The sequence below is a fragment of the Streptomyces sp. NPDC057565 genome (assembly GCF_042801455.1).
GTDB lineage: Bacteria > Actinomycetota > Actinomycetes > Streptomycetales > Streptomycetaceae > Streptomyces > Streptomyces yanii.
This window is the reverse complement of the sequence record NZ_JBHVFU010000006.1, coordinates 376,303-394,703: the sequence shown is the minus strand read 5'-3', so window position 1 is coordinate 394,703 and position 18,401 is coordinate 376,303. Positions and strand designations below refer to the sequence as shown.

Sequence of the window (18,401 nt, the reverse complement as noted above, 5' to 3'; positions counted from 1 at the left end):
ACGAACAAGACAGAGGAGCGCGAAAACATGCCGGGCACTGTGACGATGTACAGCACCACGTGGTGCGGCTACTGCCGTCGGCTCAAGGGCCAGATGGACCGCGAGGGCATCACGTACAACGAGATCAACATCGAGCAGGACCCGACGTCCGCAGCCTTCGTCGAGAAGGCCAACGGGGGCAACCAGACCGTCCCGACCGTGCTCTTCGCGGACGGTTCGACACTGACCAACCCCTCGCTGGCCCAGGTCAAGCAGAAGATCGGCGTCTGAGCGAGCGAGCCCCGCGTCTCGCGGCAGCGGAACGCCCGCACCGACACGCCTGCAGACACGCCCGCCGTCTTCCGGTCCGCCGGAAGGTGGCGGGCGTTTCCGTGCCCGCAAGCCGGCGGGCGCTTCCGCCGGGCAACGGGGCGTCAGCTCACGCCGCGGCGCCGAGCTGCAAGGTGGCCGCGGCCACTGTCTGTTCGAGAAGGACCGCGATGGTCATCGGTCCGACGCCGCCCGGAACCGGGGTGATCAGCCGTGCCCGCTCCGCCGCGGTCTCGAAGTCGACATCGCCGACGTTGCCGTCGTTGTATCCGGCGTCGAGCACCACCGCACCCGGCTTGATGTCCGCACCGGCGATGAAGCGCGGCTTGCCGACCGCGGCCAGCAGCACGTCCGCCTGCTGCACGATCGACGGGAGGTCGGCCGTCCGTGAGTGGCAGTACGTCACGGTGGCGTCCCGGCCGAGCAGCAGCATCCCGGCGGGCTTGCCCAGAATGGCGCTGCGGCCCACGACGACCGCGTGCTTGCCCGCGAGGTCGACCTCGTACTCGTCGAGGAGGCGCATGATGCCGCCGGGCGTGCAGGAGACGAAGCCGGGAAGGCCGAAACTCATCGCCGCGAACGAGTGCATGGTGACCCCGTCGACGTCCTTCGCCGGGTCGATCGCCTCGAAGGCGGCGCGTTCGTCGATGTGGGGACCTACGGGATGCTGCAGCAGGATGCCGTGCACATCGGGGTCGTTCGACAGCGCGGTGACCGCGTCCACCACGTCCTGTGTGGTGGAGGTGGCGGGAAGTGCCACGTGCTGTGACACGATGCCCGCGCTTTCGCAGCGGCGACGCTTCATCCGGACGTAGGTCACCGACGCCGGGTCGTCGCCGACCAGCACGGTCGCCAGGCAGGGTGCCTTCCCGGTGCGCAGCCGGAGTTCCGCCGCTGTCGCGGCGCTGGTCTCGATGATGCGGCGGGCGAGAGCCGTGCCGTCCATCGGACGGGCTGTCTGTGTCTGGGCCACGCTTCACTCCTGAGCGTCACTTGGATCACGAGGATCACGATGAATCGCCCAGGCGCACGGCATCGACGGTTGTCGAGTGTTTCCGTCGGACCGCTCCCCGGTGGTGCTCCACCTCAGCGCCAGTCACGGCCCAGGTCCAGATTAACGGACCGGAGCATCCTTGGGGGGAGTAACGGGGCGCAGTGGTGGGCGGACCCCGGCCGTGCGTACTCCATCGCCCGCCCCGCACCGCGTGTCAGGCGACGCTGCCCGGCTTCGGAAGCGGCTTGCCGTACCAGAGCTCGATCAGACGGGCCGCGATCGAGATGCCGAACGGGGGCAGGATCTCGCCCGATTCGAAGGCCGCCGTCAGGTCCTCGCGGGAGAACCAGCGCGCCTCCTCGATCTCCTCGCCGTCGACGTTGATCTCCGACGACGTGGCCCGCGCCATGAAGCCCAGCATCAGGCTGGACGGGAAGGGCCAGGGCTGGCTGGCGATGTACTCGACCTCACCGACCGTGACACCCGCCTCCTCGAACACCTCGCGGGCGACGGACTGCTCGATCGACTCCCCGGGCTCGACGAAGCCCGCGAGCGTCGAGAACCTGCCCTCCGGCCAGTGCACCTGACGGCCCAGCAGGGCGCGGTCCTGGTCGTCCGTCACCAGCATGATCACCGCCGGGTCGGTGCGCGGGTAGTGCTCGGCGCCGCAGGCCTGGCAGCGGCGGATGTGGCCGGCCGCTGCGACGACGGTGCGTTCGCCGCAGCGGGAGCAGAAGCGGTGCAGCCGCTGCCAGTTCTCCAGTGCCACCGCATGCGCCATCAGCCCCGCGTCGCGCGGGCCGAGGAGCAGTCCGGCCTCGCGCAGCCCGGCCGGGCGCGCCGGCTGGTCCATGCGGCCGGGCAGCGAGTCCTTCTGGAGCGCGAAGTAGCTGACGCCGTCCTCGTCGGTGCCGAGGAAGTAGCGGTGGGTCTCGGTGACCGGGGCCTCGAAGGCCGGGGTCATGACGATCTCCGTGCCGCCGTCGGCGGTGTCGTCGATCAGCACCTGCCCGCCGGAGACCACGAAGACCCGGGTGGTCGGGTGGCTCCAGGCGGCGGAGAGCCAGGCCTCGTCGAGGCGGTGGTGCGCGGCGCGGTCGATGCCACTGGGCGCGGTGAGACCGATGGGCCGGTCTGTGGTGGCGTTGTCGATGGTGCTCACAGGTGCTTCCTACTCCCCCGGGATGGATCGGGTGTTCAGAGGATTCAGCGGAGTGCGGTGGCCAGTTCGCCCCAGAGGTGGGCGGTCGTCTGCACGCCCTTGAGCAGGAGGTCCAGCTCCACCTTCTCGTTGGGGGCGTGCCAGCCGTCGGACGGTACGGAGATGCCCAGGAAGAGGACGGGGGCGTCGAGCACGTCCTGCAGGTCGGCGGCGGGCCCCGAGCCTCCTTCGCGGGTGAAGAGGATCTTCTGGCCGAAGGCCCGTCCCATGGCGCGGGCCACGGCCTGCAGGGCGGGGTGGTCCAGCGGGGTCAGGCAGGGGCGGGTGGCGGGGGCGAAGGTGATCCGATGGCGGATGCCGGCCGGGAACTGCGCCTCGGCCCAGGCCCGGACGGCCTGTTGGACGTGGTCGGGGTCCTGGCCCGCGACCAGCCGGAAGCTGATCTTCACGAAGGCGGAGGACGGAATGATGGTCTTGCTTCCGGCGCCCTGGTAGCCGCCACCGATGCCGTTGACCTCGGCCGTCGGGCGCGCCCAGATGCGCTCCAGCGTGGAGTGGCCGGCCTCGCCCGTCGCGGCCCGCGACTTGGCGGTACGCAGCCAGCCGGCCTCGTCGAAGGGGAGTTCGGCGAAGAGGGCACGCTCGGTGTCGGTGAGTTCCGTCACGCCGTCGTAGAAACCGGGGATCGCGACCCGTCCGTCCGCGTCGTGCAGCGCGGCGACGAGGCGGGCCACGGCGGTCGCCGGGTTGGGGACGGCGCCGCCGAACGATCCGGAGTGGATGTCCTGCTCGGGGCCGTGGAGCTCGATCTCGCACTCGGCGAGACCGCGCATGCCGGTGCAGACCGTCGGGGTCGTCTCGTCCCACATGCCGGTGTCGGAGACGATCACGGCGTCGGCGGCGAGACGCGCGGCCTGCTGCTCGACCAGGGCGCGGAAGTGCGGGGAGCCGGACTCCTCCTCGCCCTCGACGAGGAGCTTGAGGTGGACGGCAGGGGTGGTGCGGCCGGTGGCGGCGAGGTGGGCCCGGACGCCGAGTGTGTGGAAGAACACCTGGCCCTTGTCGTCGGCGGCGCCGCGCCCGTACATCCGGCCGTCCCGGATCACCGGTTCGAACGGGTCGGTGTCCCAGCCGTCCTCCCGGGCGGCGGGCTGCACGTCGTGGTGGCCGTAGACGAGGACGGTCGGGGCGTCCGGGTCCTCGGACGGCCACTCGGCGAAGACGGCGGGGGCGCCCGGCGTCTCCCAGACCTCCGTGACCGGGAAGCCGGTCTCCTTGAGCTTGGCGGACAGCCACTCGGCGCTGCGCCGTACGTCTCCGTCGTGCTCCGGCTGGGCGGACACGGAGGGGATGCGCAGCCACTCGGCAAGGTCGTCGAGGAAGGCTGTGCGGTGCTGTTCGGTGTACGTACGGACGGCGCTGTCCGGGGTGTCGCTCATGGTCTTGAGCCTATCGGCCTGCGGGAGGTGGCTCGTCCCACAGGATTTGTTCGAGCTCGGTCCGGCCGGGGAGATCGGTGGGGTGGACGGCCTCCCCGGTGCGGACGAACAGGAACGTGGTGGTGACGGAGTCGAGCGGTACACCGTGCAGTTCGGCCCAGGCGAGGCGGTAGACGGCCAGCTGCAGCGGGTCGGCCGTGCGGACGGCCGACGTGTCTTCGTGGCCGTGGGGGGCGTGACGGGTCGTCTTCCAGTCGACGATCTCGTAGGCGACCCCGTCCGCACCTTCCGTGCGGTACACGGCGTCGATCCGGCCCCGGACCACGCGGCCCGCGAGCGTGATCTGGAACGGTGTCTCGACGCGGTACGGGGTGCGGTGGGCGTACGGGGTCCGCTCGAAGGCCTCCTTGAGCGCGGCGAGGTCGCGCTCGTCCGCGATGTCGGTGTCGCTCCCGTCGCCGCCGGGCAGCTCGTCGGGGCCGAGCATGGGCAGCGGCAGCTCCTCGAAGCGGGCCTCCACCCAGGCGTGGAACCTGGTGCCCCGGCGGGCCGAGGGCGCGGGCGGCCGCGGCATGGGCCGGGCCAGCTCCTGGGCGAAGCCGTCGGGGTCGTCGGCGAGCCTCAGCAGCTGCGTGGCGGAGAGCGATGCGGGCACGAGGACCTCGCGCACGGTGGCGCGGGCGCGGCGCAGCTCACCGGCGAGCGCGTCGAGGTCCCGGTCCCAGGAGGCGAGGGCGCGCGTCTCCTCCGGGGTGAGCCGTGAGGGGGTCCGGGCGGCAGGGACGTGGAGGGCGGGGATCCGAGGGGCCGATGACGTGGAGGCGGGGTCCGCGGGAGGTTCGCTCGACAGGGAGTCCCAGTCCGCGGCCTCGTCCGGATACGGCTCGTCGTCCGGGTACGGCTCGTCGTCGGCAAACCACTGGTCGTCCGGTGCCGCGGGGTACGCCCCCGGCGCCGAACCCGCCGCCGACTCCCCCGCCAGCGTCTCCAGGTGGGCCAGCACCGTCTCGGCGGCCGCCCGGCGGCGGGCCAGCGCCGTGTCGTCCAGCGGGAGCGGCCAGGCGTGGTCGGCGGCCGCCTCCGCGAGAGCCGGGTTCTCCTCGTCCTCGTCCGGCTCGTCCGCCCATGCCTCGATCTCGCCGTGTCCGGCCGCGCAGTGCTCGTACAGCGCCTGCAGGAAGTCCGACGGGCCGCGGGGCTTCTTCTGGGACGGCCCCCACCAGTGGCCGGAGCCGAGCAGCAGGCTGCGCGGCCGGGTGAAGGTGACGTAGCCGAGGCGGAGCTCCTCGGTGTGCTGGTGCTCCTTCATCTCCTCCTTGAAGCCCCCCAGCCCCTTGGCGTCCCAGGAGTGGATGACGGGCAGGGTGGGTGCGTCGCCGCGCAGGGCGTGCGGAAGGACCTTGGACTGGGAGGTCCAGGCGTCGCGGGACCGAGGGCTGGGGAACTGTCCGGTGACCAGGCCGGGCACGGCGACGACGTCCCACTCCAGGCCCTTGGACTTGTGGGCGGTGAGGACCTTGACGGTGTTCTCGCCGCCGGGCAGTGCGTTGTCCAGACCCTTCTCGTACTGGACGGCGGTGCGCAGGAAGCCGAGGAAGGCCAGCAGCGTGGCCTCGCCGTCGGCTGCGGCGAAGCGGGCCGCGACGTCCAGGAAGTTGGCGAGGGTCTCGCGGCGGCGGGCGGCCAGCGCGTGCGGCGACGCGGAGAGCTCCACCTCGAGGCCGGTGGTGGCGAGGACCCGGTGCAGGACGTCCATGAGCGGGTCGGCCAGCGAGCGGCGCAGCTCGCGCAGTTCGGTGGCGAGGCGGGCGAAGCGGACGCGTGCCTCGGCGGAGAACGGCAGCCCGTCGTCCTCCGTACCACTCGATTCGAGGAAGGTGTCGAGGGCGTCGGCGAGCGAGATCACCTCGGCCGGGTCGATGCCTTCGACCGCTTCGGCGAGCCGGCGGTCGGGGTCGAAGTCGTCGTCGTCCGCATGAGCCGCGCGGTGGACGAGGAGGCGGGCGCGGCGGCCGAGGAGCGCCAGGTCGCGGGGACCGATCCGCCAGCGGGGCCCGATGAGCAGCCGGACCAGGGAGGCGTTGGCGCCGGGGTCCTGGAGGACTTCGCAGACTGCGACGAGATCGGCGACCTCGGGCAGGTGCAGCAGCCCCGAGAGGCCGACGACCTCGACGGGGATGTCGCGGGCGACGAGCGCGGCCTGGATCTCCGGGAAGTCGCCCGCCGTGCGACACAGCACGGCGATCTCGCCGGGTTCCTTCCCCGTCCGTACGAGATGGGCGATCGAGTCGGCGAGCCAGTCGATCTCTTCGGTGTGGGTGCGCAGCAGGGCGCAGCGGACGATGCCGTCGCGTTCTGCGCCCGGGGCGGGGCGCAGCGCTTCGACGCCCTCGTGCATGGCGCGCAGCGGCTCGGCAAGCCCGTTGGCGAGGTGCAGCAGGCGGCCGCCGCTGCGTCGGTTCTCGCTGAGGGAGTACCGGGTGGCGGGGGCGCCGTCGGCGTGCGGGAAGTGGTGCGGGAAGTCGTCGAGGTTGGCGACGGAGGCGCCGCGCCAGCCGTAGATCGCCTGGCAGGGGTCGCCGACGGCGGTGACGGCGTGCCCGGGCGCGGTGCCGTCGGGGCCGCTGCCGAAGAGGGCGGAGAGGAGCAGCCGCTGGGCGACGGAGGTGTCCTGGTACTCGTCGAGCAGGACGACCCGGTACTCGTCGCGCAGGATCGCGCCGACCTCGGGGCGGGTGAGGGCCAGCTCGGCGGAGAGCGCGATCTGGTCGCCGAAGTCGAGAAGGTCGCGGCTGCGCTTGGCTTCCCGGTAGCGCCGGGTCAGCGAGAGCAGCTCGCGGCGGGCTTCGGCGGCTTCGGGGATCTTGCGCAGTTCGGCGTTGGTGAGCCGGGCCGTTTCCAGCGTACGGAGGAGGTCGCTGTCGTACGCCGCGAGCTGCTCGGGGCGTACGAGATGCTCGGCCAGCTCGGCGTCGAGTGCCAGCAGATCGCTGACCAGGGTGGGGAACGACCTGGTCAGTGCCGGGAACGGGCCCGGGGCCTCGCGCAGCACGCGGGCGGCGAGCTGGTAGCGGGTGGCGTCGGCGAGGAGGCGGGTGGTGGGTTCGAGTCCTATGCGCAGCCCGTGTTCGGTGAGGAGCCGTCCGGCGAAGGCGTGGTACGTGGAGATGCTGGGCTCGCCCGGCGGGTTGTCCGGGTCGATGGCGTCCGGGTCGGTGACCCCGGCGGCGGCGAGTGCCTTGCGGACGCGCTCGGCGAGCTCGCCCGCCGCCTTGTTCGTGAAGGTGAGTCCGAGTACCTGCTCCGGGGCGACCTGCCCGGTCCCGACGAGCCACACCACACGCGCCGCCATCACCGTGGTCTTCCCCGACCCGGCTCCGGCCACGATCACCTGCGGGGCCGGCGGCGCGGTGATGCAGGCCGTCTGCTCCGGGGTGAAGGGGATCCCGAGGAGCTCTTTGAGCTGCTCGGGATCGGTGATACGTGAGGACACCCCACAGAGGCTAACCGGGCGCACCGACAACGTGCGGGGTCCGCGAGAGGGCCGGGACGCGCCTTGCCGGGAGGCCACCTGTGGTCGGGGGCGGGCACTGCCCCCGACGATCTCATCCGTCAACAGCCTTGCGAGGACGGCCACCTGGGACGTCTGCCGAGCGGGGCGCCCGGACGGTTGAGCACGAGACGGGCCGGCTGGGAGCATCCGGGCCCCCTGGGGCAGATGTGGCCTCCGCCACGGGCCGCTCCGGGACCATCGCCGACCGGTGGCGCGGCCACACAGGGATCGCACGGTGAGTGGGGTGATCGCAGCGGATGATCCGGACCGCACGATCCTGCGGGACTGCCGCCTCAGGGTTGTCGTCGGCTGCACGCCGACGACTGCTGTGGCTCAACTCGACCGGCCGGAGCCGCAACCCGGTCACTCCAGGATGTGGCGGCCCTCGGGCTGAGCGCTGCACGAGGCCCGGAACGTGCAATGGGTGCAGTGCTGCCCGGTCGTGGGTGTGAAGCGTTCGTCCAGGACCCGGCCCGCGGCCGTGGCCAGCAGGTCGGAGACCCACTCGGTGGTGGGCGGTTCCTGGGCCTGCACCTTGGGAAGGGCGTCGCCGCCCTCCTTCTTCGGGGCCGGCTGCCGCAGGTGGACGAGTTCGGCGCCACCGGGGGCGGGTCGGTGGCCGTCGAAGATCTCGTCGACGGCCCCCTCCCGGACGGCCAGCTGGTACACGGCGAGCTGGGGGTGGCGGGCGACCTCGTCCTTCGTCGGGGACTGCTTGCCGGTCTTGAAGTCGACGACGTACGCACGGCCGTCGGCGTCCCGTTCGACGCGGTCCATGGAGCCGCGGATCCGTACCTCGTACTCCCCCGCTTCGAGCGTCACGTCGAAGTCGTGCTCGCTCGCGGCGGAGGTGCGGCCGGTGCGGTCCATGACATGCCAGCGCAGAAAGCGTTCGAGAGCGGCCCTCGCCTGCTCCTTCTCCTGCTGCGACTTCCAGGGGGCGTCGAAGACCAGCCCGTCCCAGACGGAGTCGAGGCGCTCCATCAGGACCGCCAGGTCGGCGGGGGTACGGCCGGAGGCGACCTCGTCGGCGAGTACGTGCACGACGTTGCCGAAGCCCTGCGCGGCCGTCGCCGGGGCGTCCGCCTTCACCTCGCGGCCGAGGAACCACTGCAGGGCGCAGGTGTTGGCCAGCTGGTCGAGTGCGCTGCCGGAGAGCGCCACGGGGTGGTCCCGGTCGCGGAGCGGGACGGCCGAGCGGGTCGGCTCGTACAGCCCCCACCAACGGTACGGATGGGCCGACGGCACGAGCGGCTGCCCCTCGTCGTCCGTGAGCGCGGCCAGCCGGGCCAGCCGGTGGGCGGCCTCGTCGCGCAGGGCGTCGGAGGCGTCGGGGTCGACGGTGGTGACGCGCAGCTCGGCGACGAGCGCGGCGACGGCGAGCGGGCGGCGCGGGCGTCCGGTGACGTCGCGCGGTTCGATGCCCAGCTCGGTGAGGAAGCGGGACGGCTGGTCGCCGTCGTCGGCGGGGGCCTTCACCGCGGTGACGATCAGCCGTTCCCGTGCGCGGGTCGCCGCCACGTAGAAGAGGCGTCGTTCCTCGGCGAGGAGGGCGCCGGGGGTGAGCGGTTCGGCAAGGCCGTCGCGGCCGATCCGGTCCGCCTCGAGCAGCGAGCCGCGGCGGCGCAGGTCCGGCCAGAGCCCCTCCTGCACCCCGGCGACAACGACCAGCCGCCACTCCAGACCCTTCGAGCGGTGCGCGGTCATCAGCCGTACGGCGTCGGGGCGTCCGACCCGCTTGGAGAGCGTGTCGGCGGCGATGTCCTGGGCGTCGATCTCTTCGAGGAAGTTGAGCGCGCCGCGGCCGCCGGTGCGTTCCTCGGCGCGGGCCGCGGTGTCGAAGAGTGCGCAGGCGGCGTCGAGATCGCGGTCGGCGTTGCGGCCGCCCGCGCCGCCGCGCAGCGCGGCGCGTTCGAGCCGCCCCGGCCAGGGGGTGCCCGCCCACAGCTCCCACAGGGCCTCTTCGGCGGTGCCGCCGCCTTCGAGGAGTTCGCGTGCCTTGCGCAGCAACGCGCCGAGGCGCTGGGCACCGCGGGCGTACGCGGGGTCGTGTGCGACGAGGCGTTCGGGTTCGGCGAGCGCACGGGCCAGCAGCTCGCCGGAGGGCGGCGGTACCCGGTTCCCGGCGGCCCGCTCCTCGTCGCGCAGCGCCCGGCCGAGCCGGCGCAGATCGGCGGCGTCCATGGAGCCGAGGGGGGAGGTGAGGAGGGTGAGGGCGGTCTCGGTGTCGAGCCAGGGGGCGGCGGGCCCCTCGGACGCGGGGGCGGTGCCGTCGTCCGGGGCCGTCGGCTCCGCAGCCGTCGTGCGGTGCAGCGCGGCCGTGGCGACCGTGCGGAGGGCGGTGAGGAGCGGGGCCACAGCGGGTTCGTGGCGCAGCGGGAGGTCGTCGCCGTCGACCTCCAGAGGCACGCCCGCCGACGTCAGGGCGCGGCGCACCGCGGGGATCGTGCGGCCCCCGGCACGTACCAGCACCGCCATCTCGTTCCATGGCACGCCGTCCTCCAGGTGGGCGCGGCGCAGCAGGTCGGCGATGTTGTCCAGCTCGGTGGAGGCGGTCGGGTAGGTGTACGTCTCGACGCGCCCGCCCTCGCGTACCGCGGCGAGCTCCCGGTGGGCGCGGACCTTCGCCGACGGCAGCCGGGTCAGCGGCATCCGGCGGGTGAGCAGCCGGGTGGCGGCCAGCAGCTGTGCGCCGGAGCGGCGCGACGTGGTGAGGACGCCGACCGGGGCCGGGCCGCCGTCCGCCCGCCGGAACGTCTCAGGGAAGTCGAGGATGCCGTTCACGTCGGCGCCCCGGAACGTGTAGATCGACTGGTCCGGGTCGCCGAAGGCGATCAGGTCCCGGCCGCCGCCGGCCCCCGGCGCGCTCCCGCGGTTGCCCGCCAGCGCGTGCAGCAGCCGCACCTGCGCCGGGTCCGTGTCCTGGTACTCGTCGACGAACACCGCGTCGTACGCCCCGGCCAGCACCGCCGACACCTCGGGGCGCTCGGCCAGGAGCACCGCCCGGTGGACCAGCTCCGCGTAGTCCAGCACCCCCTGTGCGTCGAGCACGTCCAGGTACTCGGCGAGGAAGGCCGCGGCCGCGCCCCAGTCCGGGCGGCCGGTACGGCGCGCGAAGTCGGCGAGGGCATCCGGGCCGAGGCCCAGCTCGCGGCTGCGGGCGAGCACCGCGCGTACCTCGTCGGCGAAGCCCCGCGTGGTCAGGCAGGCCCGCAGCTCGTCGGGCCAGCGAATGTGCGCGATGCCCTCCTGTTCCAGTTCGAGCTGGCCGGCCAGGAGATCGCGGACGGTGACGTCCTGCTCGGGTCCGGAGAGCAGCCGCAGCGGGTCGGCGAAGAGGTCGGCGTCCTGATGGGCGCGGACCAGTGCGTAGCAGAAGGAGTGGAACGTGGTGGCCTGCGGGCCGCGGGCGGCACCGAGCCGGGCGGCCATCCGGTCGCGCAGCTCCACCGCCGCCTTGCGGCTGAACGTGAGGACCAGGATGCGGCCCGGGTCGCCGCCCCTGGCGACGCGGGCGGCGACCGCTTCGACGAGCGTGGTCGTCTTGCCGGTGCCCGGTCCGGCGAGGACCAGCAGCGGGCCGCCGGGGTGATCAACCACCGTCTGTTGCGCTGCGTCCAGAACAGGGGGGTCCACGGAACCCGGCGGGGTACGCACCAGTCGGTACGCGCCCGTGGTCCTCCCCCCACGCCCCTGCGGGCGTGGGGGGACCCCCTGCCGTGCCTGACGGTGCGGACTGTGCCGGGTGAAGGAGGAGCTCACGTGGATCGCCGGTCCTGGGGGGTGTGCTGATGGTGAGGGAGCGGGGGTGCCTGCCGCGAACTGTCGACGCTACGCCAGTGGGGGCGTGGGATGCGGCGGGTCCACTGCGTCGAACGTCACGTTCCGCGTCGCACGGCAGGTCACGCAGGTTTTCTCGTCCATCGAGCGGGCCCGGCTCTGCCCGTCATGGGGCCGAATGGCGGAAGCTGTCAGGTGTGAGCTCCCCCGACCCCGTCCTGGTCCCCGTCCCGGTCGGTGCCCCCGCCCCCACCGGTCACGCCGTCCCACCGCGCGCGCTTCATGTCGAGCCGTGGCAGATGGCCCTCCGCGCTGCGCGGGGCCTCGCGCAGCGGGGTGCTCTCCTCGTGGTAGTGGTCCAGCGCCCGCAGCTCGTGACCGGGCAGCAGCGCCCCGTCGGCCCGCACCACCCGCCACCACGGCGCCGCGGCGCCGTACAGCGCCATGACCCGGCCGACCTGGCGCGGGCCGCCCTCCCCCAGCCACTCCGCGACATCGCCGTACGTCATGACGCGGCCGGGCGGAATCAGGTCGGCGACATCGAGCACGCGCTCCGCGTACTCGGGCAGTGCGTCGTACTCCGGCGACGCGTCGGGCGCCCGGTCGCCCCTCGCCCCGTCGTCGCTCGTCCGGTGTTGGCTCATCCGGCCCATGGTGCCGTACGCCACCGACAGTCCGGCCCGGTCCCCGGCCGATGGACGCGTAGGCGCGCACTCACTGAGTGTGCACGCACGAGCAAAGGGGCGTATCTTGCGCATCGCGCGACCGTGCAGTGCACCCTGACACCCCACTCTGCCTCCGGGCCGTGCCACCATCATGCGGGCGGTGACCGGTGATACGAGACCACGAAGACCAATCAGAGGCGACGAAGGAGCAGGGCGTGCAGCCACCGAAGGCGGCCGACGCCTCTGACGCCGAGCGGCGCCCGGAAGAGCGGCGGGAGCAGCAGAGGTCGACGCAGAAGCGCGAGGAGCGGGTGTCCGCCCCGCGCCATCTGGTCGGATCCACCCTCTCGACCGTCGCAGAGGCCGAACAGGCCGACCGGGTCTCCGGTGACGAGCCGCTGCTCCCCGCCCGGGTGCACCGCCCCTCCGACCTCATGCGGGTTCTCGTCGGTCTCCTCGCGATCGTCGTCCTGCTCTCCATCGCCGCGTTCGCCCACGGCACGACCACCGGTCTCGAAAACGACATCAACAAGGGAACGGACCAGGCACCCGACGTTCTGATCAAGCTCGCCGGCCTGGTCTCCAGCATCGCGGTGCTGCTGGTCCCCGTCGCCTTCGCCATCGAGCGGCTGATCAAACGCGACGGGCTGCGGATCGCGGACGGTGTCCTCGCCGCCGTCCTCGCCCACGGGGTGACGCTCGCCACCGACCTCTGGGTCGCCAAGTCCGCCCCCGGCACCATTCAGGACGCCCTCACCCAGCCTCAGCCCGGTGCCGCACTCACCGATCCCGTACACGGCTATCTCGCACCCGTGATCGCCTACATGACGGCGGTCGGGATGGCGAGACGGCCGCGCTGGCGGGTCGTGCTGTGGGTGGTGCTGCTGCTCGACGCCTTCGCCATGCTGGTGGGCGGCTACACGACCCCGTTCTCGATCGTCCTCACCGTGCTGATCGGCTGGACCGTCGCGTACGGCACGCTGTACACGGTCGGCTCGCCGAACGTCCGGCCGACCGGTCAGCATCTGATGGCCGGTCTGCGTCACGTGGGCTTCCGCCCGGTCACCGCGATGCGCTCCGAGGACACCCCCGACTCCGGCGACCCGAGCGACCGGGGCCGCCGTTATCTGGTCTCCCTGGAGGACGGTCTGCCGCTGGATGTGACGGTCGTCGACCGGGAACAGCAGGCACAGGGCTTCTTCTACCGGGTGTGGCGCAGACTCACCCTGCGCGGCATCACCCAGCGCCGGTCCATCCAGTCGCTGCGCCAGGCCCTGGAGCAGGAGGCGCTCCTCGCGTACGCGGCGATCGCCGCCGGAGCCAACGCCCCCAAGCTGATCGCCACCTCGGAGCTCGGTCCCGACGCCGTGATGCTGGTGTACGAGCACATCGGCGGGCGCTCCCTCGATGCGCTGGAGGACGTGGAGATCACCGACGACCTGGTGCGCGGTGCCTGGCGGCAGGTGAAGGCGCTCCAGTCCCGGCGGATCGCGCACCGCAGGCTCACCGGCGACGCGATCCTGGTGGATGGTTCGGGCACCGTGTTCGTGACCGATCTGCGCGGCGGTGAGATCGCGGCCGGTGATCTGTTGCTGCGGATGGACATCGCACAGCTGCTCACCACCACCGGTCTGCGGGTGGGGGCCGAGCGGGCCGTCGCGACGGCGCTCGAAGTCCTCGGCCCCGATGCCGTGGCGGACTGCCTGCCGCTGCTCCAGCCGATCGCCCTCAGCCGCTCCACCCGGGCGGCGCTGCGGAGGCTGGCCCGCGAGCGGTCGCAGCGCGAGCGCGAGGCGGTGATCGCGGCGTCGGACGCGGCAAGGCTCGCCAAGGCCCAGGAGGCACAGGCACCGGTCCCTGCCGACCGCAAGGCGCTCCGCAACGAGAAGCAGGCGGAGAAGCGCGCGGAGAAGCGCGCGATAGACGATGCCCTGGACGAGGCCCGGGAGGAGGATCTGCTGACCCAGATCCGCCGCCAGGTGCTGCTGATCCGGCCGCAGGCACCCGTGGAGCCGGTCCGGCTGGAGCGGATCAAGCCGCGCACGCTGCTCAGCTTCATCGCCGGCGCGATCGCCGCGTACTTCCTGATCTCCCAGGTCACGGAGGCCGACTTCGGCGCGGTCGTCGAGCAGGCGGAGTGGGGCTGGGTGGCGGCGGCGCTCGGGTTCTCGGCGCTCAGCTACATCGCGGCGGCGATGAGCCTGCTGGGGTTCGTGCCGGAGCGGGTGCCGTTCGTCAAGACCGTGCTCGCCCAGGTGGCCGGTTCGTTCGTGAAGATCGTCGCGCCGCCCGCAGTCGGCGGCGTGGCGCTGAACACGCGGTTCCTGCAGCGTTCCGGGGTACGCCCGGGGCTCGCCGTCGCGAGTGTCGGCGCCTCGCAGCTGTTCGGGCTCGGCTGCCACATCCTGCTGCTGGCCGCGTTCGGATATCTGACCGGGACCGAGAAGACTCCGTCGTCGCTCACCCCGTCCCGGACGGTGATCGCCGGACTGCTGACGGTCGCGGTGCTGGTCCTGGTGGTGACCGCGATCCCGTTCCTGCGGAAGTTCGTGGTGACGCGCTTGCGGTCGCTGTTCGCCGGGGTCGTACCGCGCATGCTCGACGTCGTACAGCGCCCGCAGAAGCTGTTCACCGGTATCGGCGGCATGCTGCTGCTGACCATCCTGTTCGTGCTGTGCCTGGACGCGTCGATCCGGGCGTTCAGCGGTCCCGATGTGCCGCAGCTCAGCTACGCGAGCATCGCGGTGGTCTTCCTCGCCGGCAACGCACTGGGGTCGGCGGCGCCGACGCCGGGCGGTATGGGTGCGGTCGAGGGCGCACTGACGCTGGGACTCATCGCGGTCGGTCTGCCGAAGGAGGTCGCGGCGCCCGCCGTGCTGCTGTACCGGCTGATGACCCTGTGGCTGCCGGTTCTGCCCGGCTGGCTCTGCTTCAACCACCTCACCCGCAAGGGCGCCCTCTGACACGCCGCCGCCCTGTGGAGACCGCCCGTCGGGGAGACCCTCCACGGCCTCTGCCCCAGGTCAGCCCCACCGGGGCCACCCACTTGGACCGGTGTCCCGCGCGCCGCCCCGCGCGCCGTCGCACGATGGGGCGATGAGGACCTCCCCTGCCCTGCGCGCCGCAACCCTCGCGGCCACCGCCACCGTTCTGCTGCCCCTCACCGCCTGTTCGGACAACAGCAACGACACGGACCGTACGAAGAACTCTCCGCACGCGGCGAACGCCGCCGACCCATCAGGATCGGCCGACCTGGCCTCCCAGAAACTGACATGGAAACCCTGCCCCGCCCCGTCCACGGCACAGGGCGGCGGAACCGCCCCGACCCCGCTCCCCGGCGGCGCCGCGTGGGAGTGCTCCTTCATGAAGGCCCCGCTCGATTACGCGAAGCCGGACGGCAACACGATCTCGCTGGCGCTGATCCGCGCCAAGGCCGTCAACCAGAACAAGCGAATCGGCTCGCTCATCTTCAACTTCGGCGGCCCCGGCGCCTCCGGCGTCGCCACGCTGCCGGCCTTCGGCCCCACCTACGCCAGCCTCCGTACCCGTTACGACCTGGTGAGTTTCGATCCCCGCGGGGTCGGCCGCAGCTACGGGGTGAAGTGCGAGAACGACAAACAGCTCGACGCGCGCTTCCAGAGCGACGCCACCCCGGACGACGCCGCCGAGGAGAAGGCCCTCCTCAACCAGCAGAGGATGTTCGCCGCGGCCTGCGAGAAGAACTCCGGCTCCGAACTCCCCCACGTCGGCACCACCAACGCCGCCCGCGACATGGATCTGATGCGCCAGGTGCTCGGCGACGACAAGCTGCACTACTTCGGCATCTCGTACGGCACCGAACTGGGCGGCGTCTACGCGCACTTGTTCCCGAAGAAGGTCGGCAGGGCGGTGCTCGACGGGGTCGTCAACCCGACCGAGGACTACAAGCAGTCCTCCCTCGGCCAGGCGAAGGGCTTCCAGCTGGCGCTGGACAACTTCACCCAGAACTGCGCGGATCGCGGCGCCGCCTGCAAGCTTCCCGGTACCACCGGGAAGGAGGTCGAGCAGGGGATCGCCGAACTTCTCGACCGGCTGGACAAGCAGCCGATCCAGGGGCTCGGATCCCGGCAGCTGACGCAGTCCCAGGCCACCACCGGAATCGCGGCCTCGCTCTACTCCAAGGAGACCTGGTCGCTGCTGGAACAGGGCATCGACGAGGCGGACGGCGGGAACGGCGCGCTGCTCCTGGCTCTCGCCGACTCGCTGAACGGCCGCTCCCGGAACGGCCGGTACGACAACTCGACGGCCGCCAACGCGGCCGTCAACTGCGCCGACTCGAAGCAGCGGTTCACCGTCGACGGGACGAGGGCGCTGATCCCGGAGTTCCAGAAGGCGTCGCCGGTCTTCGGCGACTACATGGGCTGGGGTCTGATGCAGTGCACCGACTGGCCGGTCGCGGGTGCGTGGGAGACCCCGGACGTCAGTGCTCCCGGCGCGGCGCCCATCCTGGTCATCGGCAACACGGGCGACCCGGCGACCCCGTACAAGGGTGCAAAGGCGATGGCGGATGAGCTGGGCCAGGGCGTCGGGGTGCAGCTGACCTACGAGGGCCAGGGACACGGCGCGTACAACAGCGGCAACACCTGTGTGAAGAAGACGGTGGTCGGCTACCTGCTGGACGGCACGGTCCCGGCGGCCGGTACCGTCTGCCGCTGAAGCTGTCGGCGGCGGCGCCCAGGCCCCGTTCCGGATCACGCCGGGCTCACGGGCCCTGGCCTGCCGCCGCACGCCGTACGCACAGGCACCAAGGGGAGGGACGTACACGTGGTCCACCATGCACGCGCCGGAGCGCTGGCCGCTGCCGCACTGCTGTTCACGGGGGTACTTGCGGGCTGCGGCGGGGGTACGGACCCTGCGTCGGACGACAAGGCGAGCGCCGGCGCCGCCCCCTCGTCCACCGGATCGTCCAAGGCCTCGGACGGGAAGCCGGCCCTGCCCGCCCTGCCCGCGTCCCTCACCTCCCAGCGCCCGGACTGGAACCGGTGCAAGGCCCCCGAGGGCGGCACCGCACCCGGCGTCGACTGGCGGTGCGCGACGGTCAAGGTGCCGCTGAACTACACGAAGCCGGACGGCAGCACGATCGGGATTGCGCTGATCCGCAAGGAGGCCCGGGACAAGAGCCGCCGGCTCGGCTCGATGCTGTTCAACTTCGGCGGCCCCGGCGGTTCCGGCGTCTCGATACTGCCGCGCGCCGCCGGCTCGTACGGGAAGCTCAACGCCCGCTACGACCTGGTGAGTTTCGACCCACGCGGGGTCGCGGCCAGCGCCGGCGTGAACTGCCGCACCGACCGGGAGCAGGAGGACGCCAACCGGAAGGTCGACATGACTCCGGACACGGCGGCCGAGGAGGCGGCCTTCATGAAGGACGGCGCGGACTTCGGCGCCGGCTGCGAGCGCCGTTCGGGCAAGGTCCTGCCGTACGTCGGTACGACGAACGCCGCCCGGGACCTGGACCTGATCCGCCAGGTTCTCGGCGACAGGAAGATGACGTACTTCGGCGTCTCGTACGGTACGGAGCTCGGCGGAACGTACGCGCACCTCTTCCCGAAGAACGTGGGACGCACGGTCCTCGACGCGGTCGTCGACCCGACCGCCGACACGATCGGGCACGCCCGCAACCAGACGACCGGCTTCCAGCGGGCCCTGGAGAACTACTTCAAGGACCGCGGCCAGGACCCGAAGGCCGGCACGCAGCGCATCGCCCGGATGCTGGAGCGGATCGACAGGAAGCCGCTGCCGACCGGCTCGGGCCGCGAGCTCAACGAGGCGATGGCGGTCACCGGCATCGTGCTGCCGCTCTACTCCAGGAGCAGCTGGCCCGTCCTGACGAACGCGCTGGACGAGGCGGAGAAGCAGGGCACCGGCAATCTGCTGCTGCAGCTGGCCGACCAGTACAACGGTCGTGACGAGAAGGGACACTACGACACCCAGAACCACTCGCAGCGCGCCATTTCCTGCGCGGACAGCAGCCTCCGGCCGACGGTCGCGGAAGCCAGGGCCCTGCTGCCCGAGTTCCGGAAGCTGTCCCCGGTCTTCGGCCCGTTCCTGGCGTGGGACACGGCCGGCTGGTGTTCCGACTGGCCGGTGAAGGGTGAGCTGGACACCCCGGAGGCGAGCGCTCCGAGCGCCGGTCCGATCCTCGTCATCGGCACGACCGGCGACCCTGCGACACCCTACGAGGGAGCGCAGAGGATGGCGGACGAGTTGGGCAAGGGCGTCGGCATCATGCTCACCAACAAGGGCGAGGGCCACGGCTCGTACGGTGTGAGCAGTTGTGTGACGTCGACGGTGGACGCGTACTTCCTGGACGGGAAGGTCCCCACGGACGGCAGGACCTGTTCGTGACGGAGTGAACGGAGAAGGGGCCGGCCCGCATGATGCGGACCGGCCCCTTCGAAGCTCTTCGCCTCTAGTGCCGCGACGGGGCAAAGCTTGCCGGGAGGGGCACTAGTGCCGTGAC

At 72.2% G+C, this 18,401-nt stretch carries 10 protein-coding genes and 1 riboswitch; of the genes, 4 read left to right on the top strand and 6 right to left on the bottom strand.

Annotated features, from left to right (window positions below; genetic code table 11):
- The first annotated feature begins 27 nt into the window (after positions 1-27).
- Positions 28-270: a mycoredoxin gene (locus tag ACFU8W_RS16305; protein ID WP_384036987.1), complete on the top strand. Its 243-nt coding sequence runs from the start codon at positions 28-30 to the stop codon at positions 268-270.
- 148 nt (positions 271-418) lie between these two features.
- Here the strand turns inward: ACFU8W_RS16305 and ACFU8W_RS16300 are convergent, their stop codons facing one another.
- The 6 genes from ACFU8W_RS16300 to ACFU8W_RS16275 form a co-directional block, all read right to left on the bottom strand.
- A complete protein-coding gene (locus ACFU8W_RS16300; protein WP_384036984.1) occupies positions 419-1,282 on the bottom strand; it encodes a bifunctional 5,10-methylenetetrahydrofolate dehydrogenase/5,10-methenyltetrahydrofolate cyclohydrolase in 864 nt (287 codons plus the stop codon).
- A gap of 39 nt (positions 1,283-1,321) precedes the next feature.
- A riboswitch (ZMP/ZTP riboswitch) is annotated at positions 1,322-1,419 on the bottom strand.
- A 98-nt stretch (positions 1,420-1,517) separates the two neighbouring features.
- Positions 1,518-2,465 carry an NAD(+) diphosphatase gene (gene nudC, locus ACFU8W_RS16295; RefSeq protein ID WP_384036981.1) on the bottom strand — a complete coding sequence of 316 codons (948 nt, stop codon included), beginning with the start codon at positions 2,463-2,465 and terminating at the stop codon, positions 1,518-1,520.
- A 44-nt stretch (positions 2,466-2,509) separates the two neighbouring features.
- Positions 2,510-3,904 carry a dipeptidase gene (locus ACFU8W_RS16290; protein WP_384036978.1) on the bottom strand — a complete coding sequence of 465 codons (1,395 nt, stop codon included), beginning with the start codon at positions 3,902-3,904 and terminating at the stop codon, positions 2,510-2,512.
- Between the two features lie 10 nt (positions 3,905-3,914).
- Positions 3,915-7,397 carry a UvrD-helicase domain-containing protein gene (locus ACFU8W_RS16285; RefSeq protein WP_384036975.1) on the bottom strand — a complete coding sequence of 1,161 codons (3,483 nt, stop codon included), beginning with the start codon at positions 7,395-7,397 and terminating at the stop codon, positions 3,915-3,917.
- A gap of 423 nt (positions 7,398-7,820) precedes the next feature.
- A complete protein-coding gene (locus ACFU8W_RS16280) occupies positions 7,821-11,219 on the bottom strand; it encodes an ATP-dependent helicase (RefSeq protein ID WP_384036972.1) in 3,399 nt (1,132 codons plus the stop codon).
- A gap of 209 nt (positions 11,220-11,428) precedes the next feature.
- Positions 11,429-11,881, bottom strand: coding sequence for an MGMT family protein (locus tag ACFU8W_RS16275; RefSeq protein ID WP_345510489.1), 453 nt, complete (start codon positions 11,879-11,881; stop codon positions 11,429-11,431).
- A gap of 236 nt (positions 11,882-12,117) precedes the next feature.
- On the opposite strand from ACFU8W_RS16275, the gene ACFU8W_RS16270 reads away from it, so the two are divergent.
- The 3 genes from ACFU8W_RS16270 (at position 12,118) to ACFU8W_RS16260 (ending at position 18,286) form a co-directional block, all read left to right on the top strand.
- Positions 12,118-14,865, top strand: coding sequence for a lysylphosphatidylglycerol synthase domain-containing protein (locus tag ACFU8W_RS16270; protein WP_384036969.1), 2,748 nt, complete (start codon positions 12,118-12,120; stop codon positions 14,863-14,865).
- Between the two features lie 133 nt (positions 14,866-14,998).
- Entirely contained in the window at positions 14,999-16,597 is a 1,599-nt protein-coding gene (locus tag ACFU8W_RS16265) for an alpha/beta hydrolase (protein WP_384036966.1), read from the top strand.
- A 108-nt stretch (positions 16,598-16,705) separates the two neighbouring features.
- The gene (locus ACFU8W_RS16260) at positions 16,706-18,286 is read left to right on the top strand and encodes an alpha/beta hydrolase (RefSeq protein WP_384036963.1); all 1,581 of its coding nucleotides are present in this window, start codon (positions 16,706-16,708) and stop codon (positions 18,284-18,286) included.
- The last annotated feature ends 115 nt before the right edge of the window (positions 18,287-18,401 follow it).

Coding starts and splice junctions, on each gene's coding strand:
- ACFU8W_RS16305 (WP_384036987.1), top strand. CDS start 28: ATGCCGGGCACTGTGACGATGTACAGCACCACGTGGTGCGGCTACTGC.
- ACFU8W_RS16290 (WP_384036978.1), bottom strand. CDS start 3,904: ATGAGCGACACCCCGGACAGCGCCGTCCGTACGTACACCGAACAGCAC.
- ACFU8W_RS16275 (WP_345510489.1), bottom strand. CDS start 11,881: ATGAGCCAACACCGGACGAGCGACGACGGGGCGAGGGGCGACCGGGCG.
- ACFU8W_RS16265 (WP_384036966.1), top strand. CDS start 14,999: ATGAGGACCTCCCCTGCCCTGCGCGCCGCAACCCTCGCGGCCACCGCC.